We start from the raw sequence: 18,136 nt of genomic DNA, 5'->3' as shown, positions 1-18,136 counted from the left end.
TCATAGCCGTTGCGCCCGCCGCCCCATCCAGGCCAGCGCCACGGCATTCATGTAGCGCACCCGCTGCCGACGGCGTGCGCGCGGCCCCTGGGCTTCGGCGGTGGTCGTCAGCGGCACCGGGACGGGGTGCGGGGGGTTGCGCCGGGCCCATCCGGCCCAACGTGCCCCGAGGTGCCGAAGCAGCATGCCCACGTTCGCCAACACCAGCAGCGGCACGCCGATCCACCGCAGCTCCATCAGCAACCACTCCTGGCTGAACATGTAGAGCCCGCGCGCAGGGATCGGTCGCCAGCCGAAGCAATGCCGTTGCCCATCCAGCGGCCAGTACCACGCGCTGCAGATGTGCACGTTGAACAGGCTGTCCAGCAACGGGTGCGACGCGGTGCACAGCGCGAGGAAGGCGCCCCGCCCGACCCGGCGTCGCCAGCTACCCGCTGGCCACAACGCCCCCACCAGGCCGATCAGCAGCGCGAAGCCCAGCGAATGGGTGAAGCCCCGGTGGCCGTAGGTGCCGCTGTAGCGGTCAAAGCCCAGCATGACCGAGAGAAAGTCGAGGTCGGGCATGACGCCGCAGACTGCGCCGGCCAGCATCAGCCGCCAGCCGACCCGGCGCGGCCCCAACGCCACGGCCAGGGCGACCGCAGGGGCGAAGTGCAGGTATGTGGCCATGACTGCGCCCGCCTCAGGCACGCTCGGCCGCCACGCCGGGAACCGTTGCTGCGGGACCGGGGCCCATCACGCTGTACCAGTCGATCTTGCGCGTCGCCACCATGACCGCGGCCAGCACGCCGAACAGCAGCAGCGAGCCCATCACCAACGCGTTGTCCTCGGATTGCAGGATGCCGTAGAGCACGCCGTAGAGCGCCACCAGCAGGCCGCTGATGCCCAGCGCGGGTCGCCAGCCGCCGAGCACGTGTCGCAAGTAGTGGGTGAGCAGCGCGATGCAGGCGGCGCTGGCGGCCAGGTAGGCGATGAAGAAGCCCAGCTGTTCCGACAGCGAGAGCAGCAGCAGGAAGAACAGCACCAGGGCCGCGCCGATCATCAGGTACTGCATGGGGTGGATGCGCCAGCGTTTGACCATCTCCAGCACGAAGAAAGCGGCAAAGGTCAGCACGATGAACATCAGGCCGTACTTGGTGGCGCGCTCGGTCAGGCGGTAGACATCGACCGGGTCGCCCAGCGACACCGAGAAGCTGTCCATGGCCACCCGCTCCTTGCCCTGAGACAGGAACTGCTGCTGGGCCTGGGTCGAGAGCGATGGCACGCTCCAGCGCGCCTCGAAGCCATCGGCGTTCACCGTGCGCTGGCGCGGCAGGAAATCGCCGCCGAAGCTCGGGTGTGGCCAGGCCGAGGTCAGACTGACCTGGTTGTCATCGGCCAGCGGCACGAAGCCGATCTGCCCGGTGCCGGCCAGGTCCATGCCCAGGGTGAAGTCCAGCGTGGCGCCGGGCTGCAGCAGGTCGGCGCCCAGGGCCGCGGCCAGAGGCAGCGGGAGGTCCGCATCGGCGGGCGCCGCGGTGACCGTCAGGGCCTGGCCTGCGAGCTTCAGTTCCGGCTGGCCCTGCAGCCCGCGCAGGTCGCTCACACCGAAATTCAGCCAGGGCTGCCCCAGCGTGATTTGGCCGCCTTTCTCGCGCGGCGCCACGCCCCCCCAGACGAAGCGCCCGGCGCTGTCGTGGCGGCTGTTGTAGACCGTGACCGGAAAGATGCCGCGCCAGCGCACCTCGGTCGTCAGGCGGCTGCGCGTGTCCATGGTCTGCGGGAACACCGTCGCCACGCGGTGCTCCTTGACCGTCTCTTCGCGCTCGACGTTGCGCGCCACGTCGACCACCACCTTGCGGGTGAAGGTCTCGGTGTAGGGCACGTGCAGCACCGGACCGGTGAGGGTCTGTGTGCCGGCATGGGCACGAGCCACCTCGCGCGCGGCCTGTTCACGGTTCTGGGTGCGCTCACGGATCAGGTCGCTCACCATGGCCAGGGGAATCAGCAGCAGGACCATCAGAAAGCCGATGATGGCGGTCTTGCTCAGCAGGGGAAAACGGTTCACTTCTCGCTCCTTGGGTTGTGACGGAGCGATTCTTCAAAGCGCCTGTGCGGCGCCCACGCAGCCTGTGTGAAGCGAATGTGAAACGGATCAGGACCTCTCGACGCCCCACGGGGTGAGGCGCACGAACAGTACCGAGCTGAGTCCGTAGACCGCCATGCCCGCCGACAGCAGCGCGAAGATGGTCCAGGTCGGCGTCTGCCACAGCGCCAGCAGCGCGCCGCCGCCGGCCACCATCACCAGCCGCAGCGTGCCCGCCAGCACCGGGCCAATGGCCTTGCCCGCGCCCAGCGACGAGAAGTACAGCGACAGGCCCAGGCCGAACAGCCCGTAGACCGGACCGGCCCAGAGGAAGTAGCCCGCCGCCGCTGCCAACACCGCCGGGTCTTGCGAGAACAGGCCGGTCCAGAGGTCGGGTGCCAGCGTCACGATCAGGCCCAGCCCGCCCAGGATCACCGTCGCCAGAGCGGCCGCCGTCCAGGCGGCGCGGCGCGCGCGGGCGATGCGGCCGGCGCCGATGGCCATGCCCACCAGCGGCACCGATGCCACCCCCACTGCGAAAGCGATGGGCACCAGCAGGAATTCGAGCCGCGTGCCGATGCCGTAGCCCGCCAGTGCTTCGGTACCGAACTGCGCCACGAGCCGCGTGAGGATGAGGATGGTCAGCACGGTCTGCAGCGGCGAGATGCAGGCCACCGCACCCACACGCAGGATGTCGGCGAACAGCGCGCGTTCGAAGCGCGTGGCGCGCATGTTCAGCGCGATGCGTGCCCGGCCCGAGGCCAGGTGCCACCACAGCCAGGCGGCCCCTGCCCCGTAGGCGACCACACTGCCGGCCGCGACGCCCGCCATGCCCAGCCGCGGGAACGGCCCCCAGCCCAGCCCGAGTGCGCCGCCCAGCGCCACCTGCAGCAGCGCCACGGCGAACAGCGTCACCGAGGGCACGGCCATGTTGCCTGCGCCCCGGATCACCGAGGCCAGCGTGTTCACCAGCCAGACGAACACCGAGCCCAGAAACGCCACGTGGGCATACGCCATGGCCTGGGCCAGCGCCTCGCCCTGCCCGCCCAGCGCCGACAGCAGGGCCTCGCCCAGCGTGAGCATCGCGACCATGTACACCGCGCCGGCCGCCAGCGCGATCCACACCGCGTGCACCGCCAGCGCGTTGGCCCGTTCGGGATGGCCCGCCCCCAGCGCACGGCTCACCGCCGACGACACGCCGCCGCCCATGGCCCCGGCCGACAGCATCATCTGGAACATCACGAAGGGAAACACCAGCGCCATGCCGGCCAGCGCGGGCGAGCCAAAGCGGCCGACGTAGGCGGTCTCGGCAATGGCGGCGAGCGCCGTCGCCAGCATCGCGCCCATGTTGGGCAGCGCAAAGCGCAGCAGCGTCGGCAGGATGGGCGCGGTGAGCAGGGGGCTGGGCGCGGCCGCGCCAGGCTCACTCATCGCTGTCCCCAGCGATCTCCACCGGGTCGAGCTTGTCCATCGATGCGTCGATCAGCGCGTGCAGCGCCACCACCTGGTCCTCGCCCAGCAGGCGGTTGATGCCCACCTGGGCCACCTTCCAGCGCCGCTTGGCCTCTGCCCGCTTCTCGCGGCCGGCGGGCGTGAGGCTCACCCGGCGGCTGCGCGCATCGTCACCCGCCGAGACCACGACCCAGCCCGCATCGATCAGCGGCCGGAGGTTGCGCGTGAGCGTGGAGGCGTCCATCTTCAGGCCCGCCGCCAGCTCGCCGGGACGCACCGGCCCCAGCTTGTCGACGTAGGACAGCAGCGAGTACTGCGTGGTCTTGAGCCCCACCTGTGCCATCTCGGCGTCGTAGAACTGGCTCACGCGGCGCATGAACTGGCGCAGCTTGAGGTTGGTGCAGCCTTGCGGCAGGGTTTTGGGAGGGGTGCTTGCGGCCATGGAATGATTGTATCTACAATGATTGCATATGCAACTATTTTGAGATCACATCATGGACACTGAGAACATCCGCCTGCGCTGGGAGCAGGAAGAAGCCGCCGTGCGGCAGCGCATCGAGGCCGGCGGCGGCAAGGCCGGCGTGGCCCGGCCCGAACAGATCGCCGGCAAGACCGGGCTGGAGATCATGCAGGCGCTGCTTCGCGGGGAGCTGCCCTACCCGCCCATCAGCGAGACCCTGGGCTTCTTCCTGATCGAGGTCGGCGACGGCCACGCGGTGTTCCAGGGCGAACCGCAGTTCAAGCACTACAACCCGCTGGGCACGGTGCACGGCGGCTGGTACGCAACCCTGCTCGACTCGGCGCTGGGTTGCGCGGTGCAGACCAAACTGCCCGCCGGCACTGGCTACACCACGGCCGAACTCGGCCTGAACATCGTGCGCGCCGCCAGCGACAAAACCGGCCCGCTGCGCGCCATCGGCAAAGTCATCCACAGCGGCCGGCAGATGGCGACCGCCGAGGCGCGCATCGTCGGCCCAGACGGCAAGCTCTACGCCCACGCCACCACCACCTGCTTCATCTTCGACGCCGCGGCACGCGCCAGCCGGTGAGCCGCGGGCCGGCGGCGCGTCAGACCGGCAGCGTCCAGCTCGCGCGGCAGCCGCGCGGGTGGTCCACGTTCTCGATGCGGAGCGTGCCGCCGTGCAGCTCGCTGACCTCCTTCACCAGGCACAGCCCCAGGCCCGAGCTCTTTTCCTGCGTGTCCGCGCGCGGCAGCGAGTAGAAGCGCTCGAAGATGCGGTCGACTGCGTAATCGGGCACGCCCGGCCCTTCGTCGCGCACCGACCACTCCACCTGCGCGCCCACGCGCCGTGCCGACACCCCCAACGCGCCACCCTGCGGTGAAAAGTCGATGGCGTTGTCCAGCAGGTTCTGCAGCGCCTGCGCGATCAGGAAGCGGTCACCGCGCAGGGCGGCGCCCTCGTCCAGCGTGGTCTGAACCCGCAGGCCCTTGCGCCGCAGCCTCGGCTCGGCCGTGTGCAGCAGCTCGCGCGTGAGCGCGGTCAGGTCCACCGGCTCGACCGTGCGCAGCTGCCGCATCTGCTCCACATCGGCCAGCGCCAGCAGCCGGTCGATGAGTTGCTGCAGGCGCTCGGTCTGGCGCTGGATGTTGCCGGCGAAGCGCTCGCGGTCGGCCTCGGGCATGGGCTCCTGCAGCAGCTCGGCCGCACCGCGGATCGCCGCCAGCGGGCTCTTGAGCTCGTGCGTCAGCGTGTGCACGTAGTTCTCGACATAGGCCTTGTCTTCGAGCTTCAGGCGCATGCGCTCGACCGCCTGCGCCAGGTCGGCGAACTCGGTGTTGCCCGAGAGCCGACCCATGCGCGGCAGCTCGGCCCGCTCGCCGCGCGCCACGGCGTTGGCGTAGCCGCGCAGGCGCGAGAGCGAACTCGCGATCCACCAGGTGAACAGCAGGCCAATGGTCAGCGACAGCCCCAGCAGCACCCAGGACCAGTTGAGGATGCGGTCGCGGCTGCGCTGGATGTAGGGCTCCAGCGTCTGGTTCGGCCGCGAGACGGTGAGCACGCCGATGATGCGGTCACCGTCCTTCACCGGCGCCGCCACGTGCATCACCGTGCGGTCGGCGTCGTATTCACTCTCGCCGCTGGACCGCGCGCCGTACTCGCCGCGCAGCGTGCGCAGCACGTCGTTCCACTGCGAATGGTCCTTGCCCAGGTCCTGCCCGCGGCTGTCGAAAACGACGATGCCGCGCGCGTCGGTCACCGTGACGCGGTAGTCGATGCGCGACTTGCGAAAACCCCAGATCGTCGCGCCCGGGTCCACCGTGGGCAACGCCGCCATCGCCTGCGCGAAGTGGCCGGTCGCGATGGTGCCCGCCTTCATGTCCGGCGCCGCCACCAGCGCCAGCGCGTTCGCCGCATCGACCAGGCTGTCCTCCATTGCCAGCCGCGTGCCGGGCTTGACCTCCTCGACGAAAACGCGCAGCACGACGAACAGCGACAGGCCGAGCACGAGGAAGAAGGCGAGCAGGAGGCGGAGGCCGATGCGCATGTCGGGTGATCAAAAACCAGAAAGAGGCCTGGAATGAGCGAATACAAAGCTCATATCGGATCACTCGAGATCGCCACCGATCCTCCTACATCGAAATCATGGTGTGCTTTGATCTTGTCGTAGCAACCGGAACACACCACGGTGTGCTGGTTGAACGCTATGAAGCGATCTGTTTTCCCTTCTTCCTGAAGGAACACCAATTCACAGGCGTAGCACCACCCTTGCTTGTTGTTAGGGTCGTCGCTGTTGACGACAAACCCCAAAGGAGCGCCGTGGTTGTTGACGACGTGTCCGCACACCGAAGAAATGGAAGACAACCCGTGAGTCGGGCAGTTGATTTTTGGATCTTCTTGCATGTCAACCTGGAGGAAGAGGACGTTGAAGTGAAAGGAGGGCGCAAACGCTTCAAACAGTCGCATGGATCGAGTAACCCATGTTCCGGTGCGTCTGGATCAGCTCAGGCGACAGGCCGCGCTCGCGCAGCTTGGCGCGCAGCAGCTTGATGTGAGCGTCGACCGTGCGGTCCAGCGTGTCGGGCGCGTCGGCCCAGACCAGGTCCATCAGCTCGGCGCGCGAGAAGATGCGGCCCGGTCGACGCAGCAGCGTCGCCAGCAGCAGGTACTCGTAGCGCGTGAGCGCGAGGTAGCAGCCGCCGCAAGCAATGCGCTGCGCGGCTTCATCCAGTCGCAGCGTGGCAGCCCCAGCGGTCGATGGCGCCGCGCCCTGCTCCGCCATCCTGCCGTTCGCCGTGCGCCGCAGGATCGCCTTGACCCGCGCGCAGACCTCGCGCGGCGAGAACGGCTTGCTCACGTAGTCGTCCCCGCCCAGCTCCAGGCCGAGCACCCGGTCGATCTCCTCGCTGCGCGCGGTGAGGAAGACGATGGGCAGCTCGCTGGTCTTGCGGATGGCGCGGCAGACGTCGAAGCCGTTGCCGTCGGGCACGCCGACGTCGAGGATGGCGAGGTCGGGCGGTTGGCGCGCAAACGCTGCCAGCGCTTCGCGCGCCAGGGTGACGTGGGTGACTTCGAAGCCGTCGCTGCGCAGGGCATAGAGCAGCGTGTCGGCGATGGCGGGCTCGTCTTCGAGCAGGAGGATCTGGGAAGCCATGTTTCGCTGGTGGCCTGTATCAGTCAGAAGCATCAGCGCCGCTTGCTTCGTGAGACTCAAAAGTCTCCATGCGGCCACCAGAACGCCAACCACTGTGGTTGTGGATATCGGTCGGCATGGCGTGACCAGACCCGTCCGCACTGGCTGCGCCGTTGGATGACCTGCTCAGCTTGCGCACCACTCGTTCGGTGAAGAGCAGCCACAAACCCAGCACCGTGCACGCGAAAACCGCGGCCCACATCGAACGACTCGATACCCACGCCACCGGAGTGAGCGCCAAACCGATCACCGTCACGACCAAGCCCACAATTTCCCTGAAAACCATGCCCGTCCCCCCATCAGACTGGCGGCATTACACCATCCCCAACACCCTCTCAAGCTCCCTGCGCATCACCCCCCGGTCCACATCCACACCGCTCCACAGCCGGATCGCCACTGCGCCCTGGTTCACCAGCATGCCCAGCCCGTCGAGCACGGTGCAGCCCGCGGCTTCGGCGGTGCGGATGAGGTGGGTGCGCGGCGGGTTGGGGATGGCGTCGGCGACCACCGTTCCGGGGCGCAGGGTGCTCCAGTCGATGTCGAGCTGGTCGTCACCGTTCGGGAACAGGCCGATGGAGGTCGCGTTGACCACGATGCCCGTGCCGGCCGGGACCGGCATGGCGGGGTGCCAGTGCAGGTACTCGGCGGTGGCGCTGGTCTTGGCCGTGATCAGGTCGGCCAGCTCCTGGCCGCGCAGCCGCCCGCGGTTGACCACGGTGATGTGCGCCGCACCGGCCAGGGCCAGTTCCACCGCCACGGCGCGCGCCGCGCCCCCGGCGCCGAACAGCAGCACGCGCTGGCCGTCGATGGTGCAGACCGGGCGCAGCGCCTCCACAAAACCCTGGCCGTCGGTGTTCTCGCCCACCAGCAGGCCATCCCGGTGAACCACGGTGTTGACCGCGCCGATGATCTGCGCCGACGGTGCCAGACCATCAAGGTGCTCGATCACGGTCACCTTGTGCGGCAGCGAGCAGTTGAAGCCGGCCCAGCCCATGGCGCGGGCGCCGCGCACTGCGTCGGCCAGCTTGTCCGGCGGCACCTCGCAGTTGACGTAGCGCCATTCCATGCTGTGGTGCCGGTAGGCGGCCTCGATCATGGCGACCGTCGGGTTCTCGGCAGCGGGCTGGGCGAAGGAACCGGTGAGGGTGTGGAGGAAGTTCATGGCGGCTCCCGGCGAATGAGGGGCCCCATGAAAACAAAAAAGCCGGTCTGGGGCAAGACCGGCTTGGGAAAAACGCCCGCCGGCTGGCGGGCGCCGGAGACATTCACTTGCGCGCAGCCGCCACAGCCTCCTGCGTCTCCTTCCACAGCGCCTCGCCCACGTTGGCGGCGATGCTGGCGTTGACAGCGCCCAGCTTCTCGCGCATGCGGTTGGCTTCGGCGGCCGAGAGTTCGTTGACCTGCATTCCCTTGGCCTTGAGGTCGCCCAGGGCCTTGGCGGCTTCGGCGCGCGTGTCCTGGCGCTCGAAGTCGCGGCTCTTCTTCGCGGCGTCGGCCAGCACCTTCTGCTCGTCCTTGGAGAGGCCGTCCCACCACTTCTTGCTCACCGTCACGATCCAGGGGCTGTAGACGTGGTTGGTCACGGTCAGGTACTTCTGCACCTCGTAGAACTTGCTCGACAGGATGGTGTTGTAGGGGTTCTCCTGGCCGTCGACGGTCTTGGTCTCCAGCGCGGTGAACAGCTCGGAGAACGGCAGCGGAATGGCATTCGCGCCCAGGGTCTTGAAGCTGTTGAGGAAGACGTCGTTCTGCATCACGCGCAGCTTGATGCCATTGAGGTCTTCCAGCTTGGCCACGGGCTGCTTGTTGTTGGTGAGGTTGCGGAACCCGTTCTCCCAGTACACCAGGCCCACCAGGCCTTTTTCCTGCAGCTTGTCCATCACCTTCTGGCCCACGGGGCCGTCGAGCACCACGTCGGCTTCCTTCGCGTTGTTGAACAGGAAGGGCGTGTCCCAGATCGCCATTTCCTTGGTGATGCCGACCAGGGTGGCGGTGGAGCCGACCATCATTTCCTGCGCGCCGCCGATCAGGGCCTGCTGCATCTGCACGTCGGAACCAAGCGCGGCGGCGCCGATGGCGCGCACCTTCATCTTGCCGCCGGAGGCCTTCTCGACCTCTTCGGCAAACAGCTTGACGGCGCGGCCCTGGTTGGACTGCTCGTTCAGGCCATAGCCAAAGCGGATCAGGCGGGGCTTGATGTCCTGCGCGAAGCTGGCGAACGGGGCGGTGAAGGCGGCCGCTGCGGTGGCGGCGATCAGGGTGCGGCGGAAGATGGACATGGCAGTCTCCTTGGGTGAAAAAACGAACGGACGGGAATCAGCGCATCCACGCCACGGGGGCGGTGACGATCTGCGGGAAGAGGACGAACAGGGCCAGCACCAGCGTGTAGGCCAGCAGGAAGGGGTTCACGCCCTTGATGACCTGGTGCATGGGCAGGCGGCCCACGCCGGCCACCACGTTGAGCACGGTGCCCACGGGTGGCGTGATGAGGCCGATGGCGCCATTGAGGATGAACATCAGGCCGAAGTACACCGGGTCGATGCCGGCCTTGACGGCCACCGGCAGCATCACCGGCGCGAAGATCAGGATGGTGGGCGTGAGGTCCAGCGCGGTGCCGATCAGCACCAGCACGACCATCATCACGGCCATCAGCAGGCGCGGGTTCTCCACCAGCGGGCCCAGCCAGCCGCCCAGCACACCGGGCAGATCGGCCAGGGTGATCATGTAGCTCGCCACCTGGGCACCGGCGCAGAGGAACATCACCACGGCCGTGGTCCTGGCGGCACGCACCAGCACGCCGTGCAGCTCGCTGAACTTCATCTCGCGGTGGATGAACAGCGACACCACCAGCGCGTAGAAGGCGGCCACCACGGCGGCCTCGGTGGGTGTGAACACGCCGCTCTTCATGCCACCAATGATGATCAGCGGCATGAGCAGCGCCCACACCGCACGCCCGGTGGCGCGCAGGCGGCCGGCCATGGGCACGGGCGGGTTGTCCTGCAGGTCCATGCCCTTGAGCACGATCTTCCAGGTGACGATGAGCGCGGCGCCCATCAGCAGGCCGGGCACGATGCCCGAGAGGAACAGGGCCGAGATGGAGGTGTTGGTGGTGACGCCGTAGATGATGAACGGCATGGACGGCGGGATGATGGGGGCGATGATGCCGCCCGAGGCGATCAGCCCGGCCGAGCGGTGCATGGGGTAGCCGTGCTCGCGCATCATGGGCAGTAGGATGGTGGCGAGCGCCGCGGTGTCGGCCAGGGCCGATCCGCTCATGCTGGCCATCAGCACCGCCGCGCCGATGGCCACGAAGCCCAGGCCACCGCGGATGTGGCCGACCCAGGTCTGCGCCATTTCGATGATGCGCCGGCTGATGCCGCCGCTGTTCATCAGCTCGCCGGCCAGGATGAAGAAGGGCACCGCCAGCAGCGGGAAGCTGTCCACGCCGGCCACCATGTTCTGGGCCAGCAGCTGGGTGTCGAAGAAGTCCATCACCCAGGCCATGGCGGCGCCGGTGAGCAGCAGGGCGAAGGCCATGTTCATGCCGATACCCATGAGCACCAGCATGCCGAGGACGAAGACGATGAAGGCTTGTGCTTCGAGGCTCATCACATCACTCCACGTCCACGCTGTGGCCAAGATCGAGCGGTTTGGCTTTCACGATTTCCCACACCACCATCGCGCCGATGGCGATCGCGCACAGCAGCGCCGGCAGCGGCAGCAGCGCGGCCGGCGCCTTGAGCACCACCGAATGGCTGTCCATGCCCACCACCACCTGCTGCCAGGCGCCCCGGCCCAGCAGCACGCAGGCCAGCAGCACCAGCAGCCGGATCAGCAGCGTGGCCGCCTTGAACGCCAGCGGGCGGCGCTTGAGCAGGCCCACCAGGCTGGTGAAGGCCATGTGTTCGCCCGCCGGGTAGGCCGCGGCGGCGCCGAGAAACACCATCCAGACGAACAGCAGGCGCGAGAGTTCTTCGCTGGCGGCGATGCCGCTGCCGAAGCCATAGCGCAGCACCACGTTGAGAAACACGGAGCAGGCCATGACGGCCAAGCAGGTGGCCATCAGGGTCTGGGCCACGCGCTGCAGGGGATGGGCTTTGGGGTGGTCGGGCGTGTTCATGTGGCCTCCTGGGTCGGGGACGGAACAGCGGCCCAGGCGGCCACCTGGTCCAGCAGCTGCGGCAGGGGTTCGGCCGCATCGACGCGCAGCACGCCGGGCTCACCCACCGGGGATTCCAGGGTGGCGAACTGGCTGTCCACCAGCGCGGTGTTGAAGAAATGCGAAGAACGCGCGGCCACGCGCTCACTGGCCAGCGCAGGCGAGATGTCGATGAAGACAAAGCGCAGGCCCGGGGCGGCCTCGCGCAGCTGGTCGCGGTAGGCCCTGCGCAGGGCTGAGCAAGTCAGCACCACGCCGCCGGGCGAACGGGCCAGCAGCCCGGCCAGTGTCGCCAGCCAGCCGGCGCGGTCGGCGTCGGTCAGTGCGATGCCCTGGCGCATCTTGTCGCGGCTGGACAGGCTGTGGTGGTCGTCGCCTTCGATGAGCGGCAGCCCAAGGCGTTCGGCCAGTCCGGCGCCCAGGCTGGACTTGCCGCAACCGGCCACGCCCATCACCACCAGCGACGAATTTTGAACCGTGTTCATGTTTGAGATAGCGCTATCTTTTGCCGAAAGAAAAAACGGCCTGTGGCCAGGCCGGGCTTTGGGGCGGCTCGGGTTTCCGAGGGTGTCCACCCTTCTGAGATAGCGCTATCTTACGGCTATCATTCTCCGCCGACACCCGGACAAACCCTGATGCCACCCGCCCCACCGCCGCCTCCTTCCCGCCCCCGCGCCACCGGCCGGGTGACCCTGGCCGATGTCGCGGCGCTGGCCGGCGTGAGCCCGATCACGGTCTCGCGCACCCTGCGCGGCGAGCGCACCGTGGACCCGGTGCTGGCAGCGCGGGTCAAGGAGGCGGCCCAGCAGCTGCGCTATGTGCCCGACCCCGCGGCGCGCGCCCTCGCCTCGCGCCACGGCTCGCACGTCGCGGTGCTGATCCCGATGCTGTCCAACGCCCTGTTCGTCGACCTGCTGGAGGCGGTGCAGCGCACGCTGCGCCCGGCCGGCTACCAGACGCTGATCGGCATCACCCACTACAGCCCCGACGAAGAAGAACAGCTGCTGCGCGAACAGCTGCAGCACCGGCCGGCGGGCCTGCTGGTGACCGGCATCGACCAGAACGCCGCCACGCGCGACCTGATGGCGCACAGCGGTGTGCCCTGCGTGCACCTGATGGAACTGTCCACCGACCCGGCGCAGTACTGCGTGGGTTTCTCGCAGCGCGACGCGGGCGAGGCCATCACCCGCCACCTGCTGGAACGCGGCCGGCGCCGCATCGCGTTCGTCGCCGCCCAGCTGGACCCGCGCACCCTGCAGCGCGCCGAGGGCTACCGCCGCGCGCTGCAGGCCGCGGGCCTGTACGACCCGGCGCTGGAGCGGCTGGATCCCCGCCCCTCGTCGATGGCGCTGGGCGGCGAACTGCTGGAGCAACTGCTGCGCGAACAACCCGGCTGCGACGCCGTCTTTTTCTGCAACGACGACCTGGCCCAGGGCGGGTTGCTGGCCGCCCTGCGCCTGGGCGTGGCCGTGCCGCAGCGGCTCGCGGTGGCGGGTTTCAACGACCTCTCGGGCAGCGACCAGATGCTGCCGCCACTGACCACGGTGGCCACGCCGCGCGGGGCCATCGGCGAGGCCAGCGCGCAGATGCTGCTGAGCCTGATGCGCGGCGACACGCCCGCCCGCCACTCAGTGGACCTGGGTTTCGAGTTGCGGCTGCGCGCTTCCACCTGAGCGTTTTCGATACCTTGCTGCACCCGCGAAGTACTTTTTCGCTGTGCATCCATACTTTTTGCCGATGACTAGGGTTTTTCCTAGATATCTGGCGCAATAACGTACATACCTGACCAGATTGCGTACAAACCGCGGGTCAGAAGGTGCCCAGAATCCGGTCCACGGTTTCAGACACCGTTGAACCCAAAACACCTCCCATCCACCTCAGGAGACAAGCTGTGAATTTCCGACTCGCCACCGTGTGCGCCGCCGGCCTGCTGGCCGCTGCGGGCGCCCACGCCGCCACCGAACTCGTGATCGCGACCGTCAACAACGGCCACATGATCGAGATGCAGAAGCTGTCCAAGAACTTCGAAGCCGCCAACCCCGACATCAAGCTCAAGTGGGTGACGCTGGAAGAAGGCGTGCTGCGCCAGCGCGTGACGACCGACATCGCCACCAAGGGCGGCCAGTTCGACATCATGACCATCGGCATGTACGAAGCGCCGATCTGGGGCAAGAAGGGCTGGCTCACCGAGCTCAAGACCGACGCCGCCTATGACGTGGACGACCTGCTGCCCGCCGTGCGCGGCGGCCTGACGGTCGACGGCAAGCTGTTCGCTGCCCCGTTCTACGGCGAGTCGTCCATGCTGATGTACCGCAAGGACCTGGCTGACAAGGCCGGCGTCAAGGTCGCCGACAACCCGACCTGGACACAGATCGCCGACCTGGCCAAGAAGATCCACAACCCGCCCAACGTCTATGGCATCTGCCTGCGCGGCAAGCCGGGCTGGGGCGACAACATGGCCTTCCTGTCCACGCTGGTGAACACGCACGGCGGCCAGTGGTTCGACATGAGCTGGAAGCCGCAGCTGGAGAGCAAGCCCTGGAAGGACGCGATCACCTTCTACGTCGACCTGCTCAAGAACTACGGCCCGCCCGGCTCGTCGAACAACAGCTTCAACGAAATCCTGGCGCTGACCAACTCGGGCAAGTGCGGCATGTGGATCGACGCCACCATCGCCGCCTCGTTCGTGAGCGACCCCAAGCAGTCCAAGGTCGCCGACCAGATGGCCTTCGCCCAGGCCCCCACCGCCGTCACGCCCAAGGGCGCGAACTGGCTGTGGTCCTGGAACCTGGCCATCCCCGCCGGTTCGAAGAAGGTGGACGCCGCCCAGAAGTTCGTGACCTGGGCCACCAGCAAGGACTACATCCAGCTGGTCGCCAAGACCAACGGCTGGGCCAACGTGCCGACCGGCACCCGCAAGTCGACCTATGCCTCGCCGGAGTTCCAGAAGGCCGCCCGCTTCGCAGCCGCCGAACTCAAGGCGATTGAATCGGCCAACCCGACCGATTCGACCCTGCCCAAGAGCCCGTACGTCGGCGTGCAGTTCGCCGCCATCCCTGAGTTCCAGTCCATCGGTATCGCCGTGGGCCAGCAGATGAGCGCAGCGCTCGCCGGCAAGACCAGCGTCGACGACGCGCTCAAGGCCTCGCAGGTCGCCGCCGACCGCGAAATGAAGAAGGCCGGCTACTACAAGTAAGCCGCCGCAGGCCCCGACCGGTCTGACCGCCCCCTCTCCCGCCCGCGGGGGAGGGGCTTTCTCCTCTCACGCCCATGGCCATGAACCGCCCCACATCGCGCACCCTGCCGCGTCTGCTGCTGACGCCCGCGGTGGCCACGCTCTTCCTGTGGATGATCGTGCCGCTGGTGATGACGATCTACTTCTCCGTCATCCGCTACAACCTGATGCAGCCCGACCAGAGCGGCTTCGTCGGGCTGGAGAACTTCGAGTACTTCGTGACCGACCCGTCGTTCACGACCTCGGTGATCAACACCATCCTGCTGCTGGGCAGCGTGATCCTGATCACCGTGATCCTGGGCGTGGCCATTGCCCTGCTGATCAACGAACCGTTTGCCGGCCGCGGCCTGGTGCGCGTGCTGCTGATCTCGCCCTTCTTCGTCATGCCCACGGTCAACGCGCTGATGTGGAAGAACATGATGATGAATCCCATCTACGGCGTGTTGGCCCAGGTCTGGGCATTCTTCGGCGCCGCGCCGGTGGACTGGCTCACCGACCACCCGCTGTTCTCGGTGATCGTGATGGTCAGCTGGCAGTGGCTGCCCTTTGCCACACTGATTTTCATGACCGCGCTGCAGAGCATGGACCGCGAACAGCTCGAGGCCGCGCGCATGGACGGCGCGACATACGGCCAGCAGCTGCGCTACCTCTACATCCCGCACCTGGGCCGCTCGGTGGCAGTGGTTGTGATGATCGAGCTGATCTTCCTGCTCTCGGTCTTCGCCGAGATCTACACCACCACCGGCGGTGGTCCGGGCGACGCCAGCACCAACGTGGCCTTCCTGATCTTCAAGCAGGCGCTGCTGAACTTCGACGCTGGCGTGGCCTCGGCTGGGGCGCTTTTCGCCGTCGTGCTGGCCAACATCGCCGCGATCTTCCTGATCCGCATGGTCGGAAAAAATTTGGACAAGTGAGATCACGATGGCACGTCAATCCACCCTCACCCCCGCCTACGCGGTGCGCACCGTGGCCGCCTGGGCCGTGGCGCTGCTGCTGTTCTTTCCGCTGGGCTGGCTGCTGCTGACCGCGTTCAAGACCGAGCTGCAGGCCATCGCCGTGCCGCCCGAGCTGTTCTTCTCGCCCACGCTGGAGAACTTCCACGAGGTGCAGGAGCGCAGCGACTACCTGCATTACGCCTGGAACTCGGTGATCACCAGCGTCGTGTCCACGCTGGTCGGCCTGGCGATTGCCGCCCCCGCCGCCTACGCGATGGCCTTCCACAAGGGCAAGCGCGACAAGGACATCCTGATGTGGATGCTGTCCACCAAGATGATGCCCGCCGTGGGTGCCCTGGTGCCCATCTACGTGATGGCGCAAAAGAGCCAGCTGCTGGACACGCAGCTGGGCCTGATCATCGTGTTCACGCTGTCCAACCTGCCCATCATGGTCTGGATGCTGTACTCCTCGTTCAAGGAGATCCCGCACGAGATCCTGGAGGCCGCGCGCATGGACGGCGCCACGCTCTGGCAGGAGGCCACCAAGGTGCTGCTGCCGCTGGGCATGGGCGGCCTGGCCTCCACCGGCCTGCTGTGCCTGGTGCTGAGCTGGAACGAGGCCTTCTGGTCGCTCAACCTCAGCTCCGCCAAGGCCGGCACGCTGGCCACGCTGATCGCCAGCTACTCCAGCCCCGAAGGCCTGTTCTGGGCCAAGCTGTCCGCGGCCTCGCTCATGGCCATCGCCCCCATCGTCGTGTTCGGCTGGTTCAGTCAGAAGCAGCTGGTGCAAGGCCTGACCTTCGGCGCCGTCAAGTAACTCCATACCCAGAGACAACCCATGGCCTACCTGCAACTCCAAGGCATTGAAAAGTTCTTCGGCGAGAACCGCGCCATCAAAGGCATCGACCTGTCCATCGAGAAGGGCGAGTTCATCGTCTTCGTCGGCCCCTCGGGCTGCGGCAAGTCCACGCTGCTGCGGCTGATCGCCGGGCTCGAACACATCGACGGCGGCCAGCTGGTGCTCGACGGCAAGGACATCACCCACGCGCCCTCGTCCAAGCGCGACCTGGCGATGGTGTTCCAGAGCTACGCGCTGTACCCGCATATGAGCGTGTACGAGAACATGTGCTTCGCGCTCAAGCTGGCCAAGGTCGACCCCAAGGTGATCGACGAGAAGGTGCAGAACGCGGCGCGCATCCTCAACCTCACCCAGTACCTGCAGCGCACGCCCAAGGAACTCTCGGGCGGCCAGCGCCAGCGCGTGGCCATCGGCCGCGCCATCGTGCGCTCGCCCAAGGTCTTCCTGTTCGACGAGCCGCTGTCCAACCTGGACGCGGCCCTGCGCGGCCAGACCCGGGTGGAGATCGCCAAGCTGCACCGCGACCTGGGCGCGACCACCATCTACGTGACGCACGACCAGGTGGAAGCCATGACCCTGGCCGACAAGGTGGTCGTGCTGCGCGACGGTGTCATCGAGCAGGTGGGCACGCCGCTGGAGCTGTACGACCAGCCGGCCAACCAGTTCGTGGCGCAGTTCATCGGCACGCCGCAGATGAACGTGGTGCCCCTGCAGCAGGTGCCCGCCGTGGTCGCCCAGCAGGCACCGGCCGGCGCCGTGGGGGGCGCCATCGGCCTGCGACCGGAAAACGTGAGCGTGCGCAGCAACGGCAGCACGCCAGTGGTCGGCCAGGTGGACCTGGTCGAGGCGCTGGGCGCCGAGACCCTGATCTACGTGAGCACGCCCAACGGCGCCCAGTTCGTGGCGCGCCAGAACGAACGCACCGGCCTGCACGCGGGCGATGCGGTGAGCCTGGACATCGACGCCTCGCAGGCCCACTGGTTCGACACCGCCGGCCGCGTGGTCGCCGCGCGCGCCGCCTGACGCCATGAGCCCATCGTTTCCCCTGCAAGGCAAGACCGCGGCCGTCACCGGCGCGGCCTCGGGCATCGGTTTCGCCAGCGCCAAGGCCATGGCCGATGCCGGCGCGCGCGTGGTGCTGATCGACCGCGACATGGCCGCGCTGGACAAGGCCTGCTCCGCCATCGGAGCCAACGCCCTGCCGCTGGTGCTGGACCTGCTGGACCCGGCGCAATGCAACCGCCTGCTGGAGTGCACGCTGGCGCTGACCGGCCAGCTGGACATCTTCCATGCGAACGCTGGCCTCTACGTCGGCGGCGACCTGCTGGACGCCACGCCCGAGGCCATCGACCGCATGCTCAACCTGAACGTGAACGTGGTGATGAAGAACGTGCACAACGTGCTGCCGCACATGATCGACCGCGGCACGGGCGACATCCTCGTCACCAGCTCGCTGGCCGCGCACTTCCCCACGCCCTGGGAGCCGGTCTACGCCTCGTCCAAGTGGGCGGTGAACTGTTTCGTGCAGACCGTGCGGCGCCAGGTGTTCAAGCACGGCATCCGCGTGGGCTCGGTCTCGCCCGGCCCGGTCATCACTTCGCTCCTGTCCGACTGGCCGGCCGACAAGCTCGCCGAGGCCAAGGCCAGCGGCAGCCTCATCGAAGCCACCGAGGTGGCCGAGGTGCTGCTGTTCATGCTGACCCGCCCGCGCGGCATGACCATCCGCGACGTCGTGCTCATGCCCACGAACTTCGACCTCTGACACGCCCCCTTTTCA

The 18,136-nt window shown here is 67.7% G+C and carries 20 protein-coding genes; 7 read left to right on the top strand and 13 right to left on the bottom strand.

The features are described from left to right. From ACFOPI_RS06950 to ACFOPI_RS06935, 4 genes are all read right to left on the bottom strand, one after another. The gene (locus ACFOPI_RS06950; protein ID WP_382172400.1) at positions 1–669 is read right to left on the bottom strand and encodes a metal-dependent hydrolase; all 669 of its coding nucleotides are present in this window, start codon (positions 667–669) and stop codon (positions 1–3) included. Between the two features lie 13 nt (positions 670–682). Then, a complete protein-coding gene (creD, locus tag ACFOPI_RS06945; protein WP_382172398.1) occupies positions 683–2,047 on the bottom strand; it encodes a cell envelope integrity protein CreD in 1,365 nt (454 codons plus the stop codon). An 87-nt stretch (positions 2,048–2,134) separates the two neighbouring features. Beyond that, positions 2,135–3,496, bottom strand: coding sequence for an MATE family efflux transporter (locus tag ACFOPI_RS06940; protein ID WP_382172396.1), 1,362 nt, complete (start codon positions 3,494–3,496; stop codon positions 2,135–2,137). Next, positions 3,489–3,959 carry a MarR family winged helix-turn-helix transcriptional regulator gene (locus ACFOPI_RS06935; RefSeq protein WP_382172395.1) on the bottom strand — a complete coding sequence of 157 codons (471 nt, stop codon included), beginning with the start codon at positions 3,957–3,959 and terminating at the stop codon, positions 3,489–3,491. The genes ACFOPI_RS06940 and ACFOPI_RS06935 overlap by 8 nt, the downstream gene beginning before the upstream one ends. A gap of 52 nt (positions 3,960–4,011) precedes the next feature. Between ACFOPI_RS06935 and ACFOPI_RS06930 the strand changes: the two genes are divergently transcribed. Then, positions 4,012–4,566 (top strand): PaaI family thioesterase, encoded by a 555-nt coding sequence (locus ACFOPI_RS06930; RefSeq protein ID WP_382172393.1) that lies wholly within the window; start codon positions 4,012–4,014, stop codon positions 4,564–4,566. Between the two features lie 19 nt (positions 4,567–4,585). Here the strand turns inward: ACFOPI_RS06930 and creC are convergent, their stop codons facing one another. The 9 genes from creC to ACFOPI_RS06885 all read right to left on the bottom strand — a co-directional run bounded on the left by creC (position 4,586) and on the right by ACFOPI_RS06885 (position 11,815). Next, positions 4,586–6,025, bottom strand: coding sequence for a two-component system sensor histidine kinase CreC (gene creC, locus ACFOPI_RS06925; RefSeq protein ID WP_382172392.1), 1,440 nt, complete (start codon positions 6,023–6,025; stop codon positions 4,586–4,588). 50 nt (positions 6,026–6,075) lie between these two features. Continuing rightward, the gene (locus ACFOPI_RS06920) at positions 6,076–6,444 is read right to left on the bottom strand and encodes a hypothetical protein (RefSeq protein WP_382172390.1); all 369 of its coding nucleotides are present in this window, start codon (positions 6,442–6,444) and stop codon (positions 6,076–6,078) included. Next, positions 6,431–7,132 carry a two-component system response regulator CreB gene (creB, locus tag ACFOPI_RS06915; RefSeq protein ID WP_382172388.1) on the bottom strand — a complete coding sequence of 234 codons (702 nt, stop codon included), beginning with the start codon at positions 7,130–7,132 and terminating at the stop codon, positions 6,431–6,433. The genes ACFOPI_RS06920 and creB overlap by 14 nt, the downstream gene beginning before the upstream one ends. Positions 7,133–7,151: 19 nt before the next feature. Then, positions 7,152–7,457, bottom strand: coding sequence for a hypothetical protein (locus ACFOPI_RS06910; RefSeq protein ID WP_382172386.1), 306 nt, complete (start codon positions 7,455–7,457; stop codon positions 7,152–7,154). 27 nt (positions 7,458–7,484) lie between these two features. Next, on the bottom strand, positions 7,485–8,333 hold the full coding sequence (aroE, locus tag ACFOPI_RS06905; RefSeq protein ID WP_382172385.1) for a shikimate dehydrogenase: 849 nt from the start codon (positions 8,331–8,333) through the stop codon (positions 7,485–7,487). A 103-nt stretch (positions 8,334–8,436) separates the two neighbouring features. Further along, positions 8,437–9,450: a TRAP transporter substrate-binding protein gene (locus tag ACFOPI_RS06900; protein ID WP_382172384.1), complete on the bottom strand. Its 1,014-nt coding sequence runs from the start codon at positions 9,448–9,450 to the stop codon at positions 8,437–8,439. A 37-nt stretch (positions 9,451–9,487) separates the two neighbouring features. Then, positions 9,488–10,780 (bottom strand): TRAP transporter large permease, encoded by a 1,293-nt coding sequence (locus ACFOPI_RS06895; protein ID WP_382172382.1) that lies wholly within the window; start codon positions 10,778–10,780, stop codon positions 9,488–9,490. A 4-nt stretch (positions 10,781–10,784) separates the two neighbouring features. Beyond that, a complete protein-coding gene (locus ACFOPI_RS06890) occupies positions 10,785–11,291 on the bottom strand; it encodes a TRAP transporter small permease (RefSeq protein WP_382172381.1) in 507 nt (168 codons plus the stop codon). Continuing rightward, positions 11,288–11,815 (bottom strand): gluconokinase, encoded by a 528-nt coding sequence (locus ACFOPI_RS06885; protein ID WP_382172380.1) that lies wholly within the window; start codon positions 11,813–11,815, stop codon positions 11,288–11,290. Before ACFOPI_RS06885 ends, ACFOPI_RS06890 begins: the two co-directional genes overlap by 4 nt. 150 nt (positions 11,816–11,965) lie before the next feature. Here ACFOPI_RS06885 and ACFOPI_RS06880 point away from each other — a divergent pair, with 150 nt between their 5' ends. The 6 genes from ACFOPI_RS06880 to ACFOPI_RS06855 all read left to right on the top strand — a co-directional run bounded on the left by ACFOPI_RS06880 (position 11,966) and on the right by ACFOPI_RS06855 (position 18,121). Further along, a complete protein-coding gene (locus ACFOPI_RS06880) occupies positions 11,966–13,003 on the top strand; it encodes an HTH-type transcriptional regulator GntR (RefSeq protein ID WP_382172378.1) in 1,038 nt (345 codons plus the stop codon). 320 nt (positions 13,004–13,323) lie between these two features. After that, on the top strand, positions 13,324–14,526 hold the full coding sequence (locus ACFOPI_RS06875) for an ABC transporter substrate-binding protein (RefSeq protein WP_382173075.1): 1,203 nt from the start codon (positions 13,324–13,326) through the stop codon (positions 14,524–14,526). A gap of 80 nt (positions 14,527–14,606) precedes the next feature. Next, entirely contained in the window at positions 14,607–15,479 is an 873-nt protein-coding gene (locus ACFOPI_RS06870; RefSeq protein ID WP_079366209.1) for a carbohydrate ABC transporter permease, read from the top strand. A gap of 7 nt (positions 15,480–15,486) precedes the next feature. After that, positions 15,487–16,317, top strand: coding sequence for a carbohydrate ABC transporter permease (locus tag ACFOPI_RS06865; RefSeq protein ID WP_382172376.1), 831 nt, complete (start codon positions 15,487–15,489; stop codon positions 16,315–16,317). A gap of 21 nt (positions 16,318–16,338) precedes the next feature. Then, positions 16,339–17,382 carry an ABC transporter ATP-binding protein gene (locus tag ACFOPI_RS06860; protein WP_382172375.1) on the top strand — a complete coding sequence of 348 codons (1,044 nt, stop codon included), beginning with the start codon at positions 16,339–16,341 and terminating at the stop codon, positions 17,380–17,382. A 4-nt stretch (positions 17,383–17,386) separates the two neighbouring features. Continuing rightward, positions 17,387–18,121: an SDR family oxidoreductase gene (locus ACFOPI_RS06855; RefSeq protein ID WP_382172374.1), complete on the top strand. Its 735-nt coding sequence runs from the start codon at positions 17,387–17,389 to the stop codon at positions 18,119–18,121. Positions 18,122–18,136: the final 15 nt, after the last annotated feature.

The organism is Hydrogenophaga luteola, from assembly GCF_042648585.1.
GTDB lineage: Bacteria > Pseudomonadota > Gammaproteobacteria > Burkholderiales > Burkholderiaceae_C > Hydrogenophaga > Hydrogenophaga luteola.
This window is presented reverse-complemented; position numbering and strand designations above follow the sequence as displayed.

Excerpts from the sequence above, each read along its gene's own strand:
- ACFOPI_RS06930 (WP_382172393.1), top strand. The coding sequence starts at position 4,012 with ATGGACACTGAGAACATCCGCCTGCGCTGGGAGCAGGAAGAAGCCGCC.
- creC (WP_382172392.1), bottom strand. The coding sequence starts at position 6,025 with ATGCGCATCGGCCTCCGCCTCCTGCTCGCCTTCTTCCTCGTGCTCGGC.
- ACFOPI_RS06855 (WP_382172374.1), top strand. The coding sequence starts at position 17,387 with ATGAGCCCATCGTTTCCCCTGCAAGGCAAGACCGCGGCCGTCACCGGC.
- ACFOPI_RS06910 (WP_382172386.1), bottom strand. The coding sequence starts at position 7,457 with ATGGTTTTCAGGGAAATTGTGGGCTTGGTCGTGACGGTGATCGGTTTG.
- ACFOPI_RS06895 (WP_382172382.1), bottom strand. The coding sequence starts at position 10,780 with ATGAGCCTCGAAGCACAAGCCTTCATCGTCTTCGTCCTCGGCATGCTG.
- aroE (WP_382172385.1), bottom strand. The coding sequence starts at position 8,333 with ATGAACTTCCTCCACACCCTCACCGGTTCCTTCGCCCAGCCCGCTGCC.
- creB (WP_382172388.1), bottom strand. The coding sequence starts at position 7,132 with ATGGCTTCCCAGATCCTCCTGCTCGAAGACGAGCCCGCCATCGCCGAC.
- ACFOPI_RS06875 (WP_382173075.1), top strand. The coding sequence starts at position 13,324 with ATGATCGAGATGCAGAAGCTGTCCAAGAACTTCGAAGCCGCCAACCCC.
- ACFOPI_RS06880 (WP_382172378.1), top strand. The coding sequence starts at position 11,966 with ATGCCACCCGCCCCACCGCCGCCTCCTTCCCGCCCCCGCGCCACCGGC.
- ACFOPI_RS06920 (WP_382172390.1), bottom strand. The coding sequence starts at position 6,444 with ATGCGACTGTTTGAAGCGTTTGCGCCCTCCTTTCACTTCAACGTCCTC.
- ACFOPI_RS06865 (WP_382172376.1), top strand. The coding sequence starts at position 15,487 with ATGGCACGTCAATCCACCCTCACCCCCGCCTACGCGGTGCGCACCGTG.
- ACFOPI_RS06890 (WP_382172381.1), bottom strand. The coding sequence starts at position 11,291 with ATGAACACGCCCGACCACCCCAAAGCCCATCCCCTGCAGCGCGTGGCC.
- ACFOPI_RS06940 (WP_382172396.1), bottom strand. The coding sequence starts at position 3,496 with ATGAGTGAGCCTGGCGCGGCCGCGCCCAGCCCCCTGCTCACCGCGCCC.
- ACFOPI_RS06860 (WP_382172375.1), top strand. The coding sequence starts at position 16,339 with ATGGCCTACCTGCAACTCCAAGGCATTGAAAAGTTCTTCGGCGAGAAC.
- ACFOPI_RS06935 (WP_382172395.1), bottom strand. The coding sequence starts at position 3,959 with ATGGCCGCAAGCACCCCTCCCAAAACCCTGCCGCAAGGCTGCACCAAC.
- ACFOPI_RS06870 (WP_079366209.1), top strand. The coding sequence starts at position 14,607 with ATGAACCGCCCCACATCGCGCACCCTGCCGCGTCTGCTGCTGACGCCC.
- ACFOPI_RS06950 (WP_382172400.1), bottom strand. The coding sequence starts at position 669 with ATGGCCACATACCTGCACTTCGCCCCTGCGGTCGCCCTGGCCGTGGCG.
- ACFOPI_RS06885 (WP_382172380.1), bottom strand. The coding sequence starts at position 11,815 with ATGAACACGGTTCAAAATTCGTCGCTGGTGGTGATGGGCGTGGCCGGT.
- ACFOPI_RS06900 (WP_382172384.1), bottom strand. The coding sequence starts at position 9,450 with ATGTCCATCTTCCGCCGCACCCTGATCGCCGCCACCGCAGCGGCCGCC.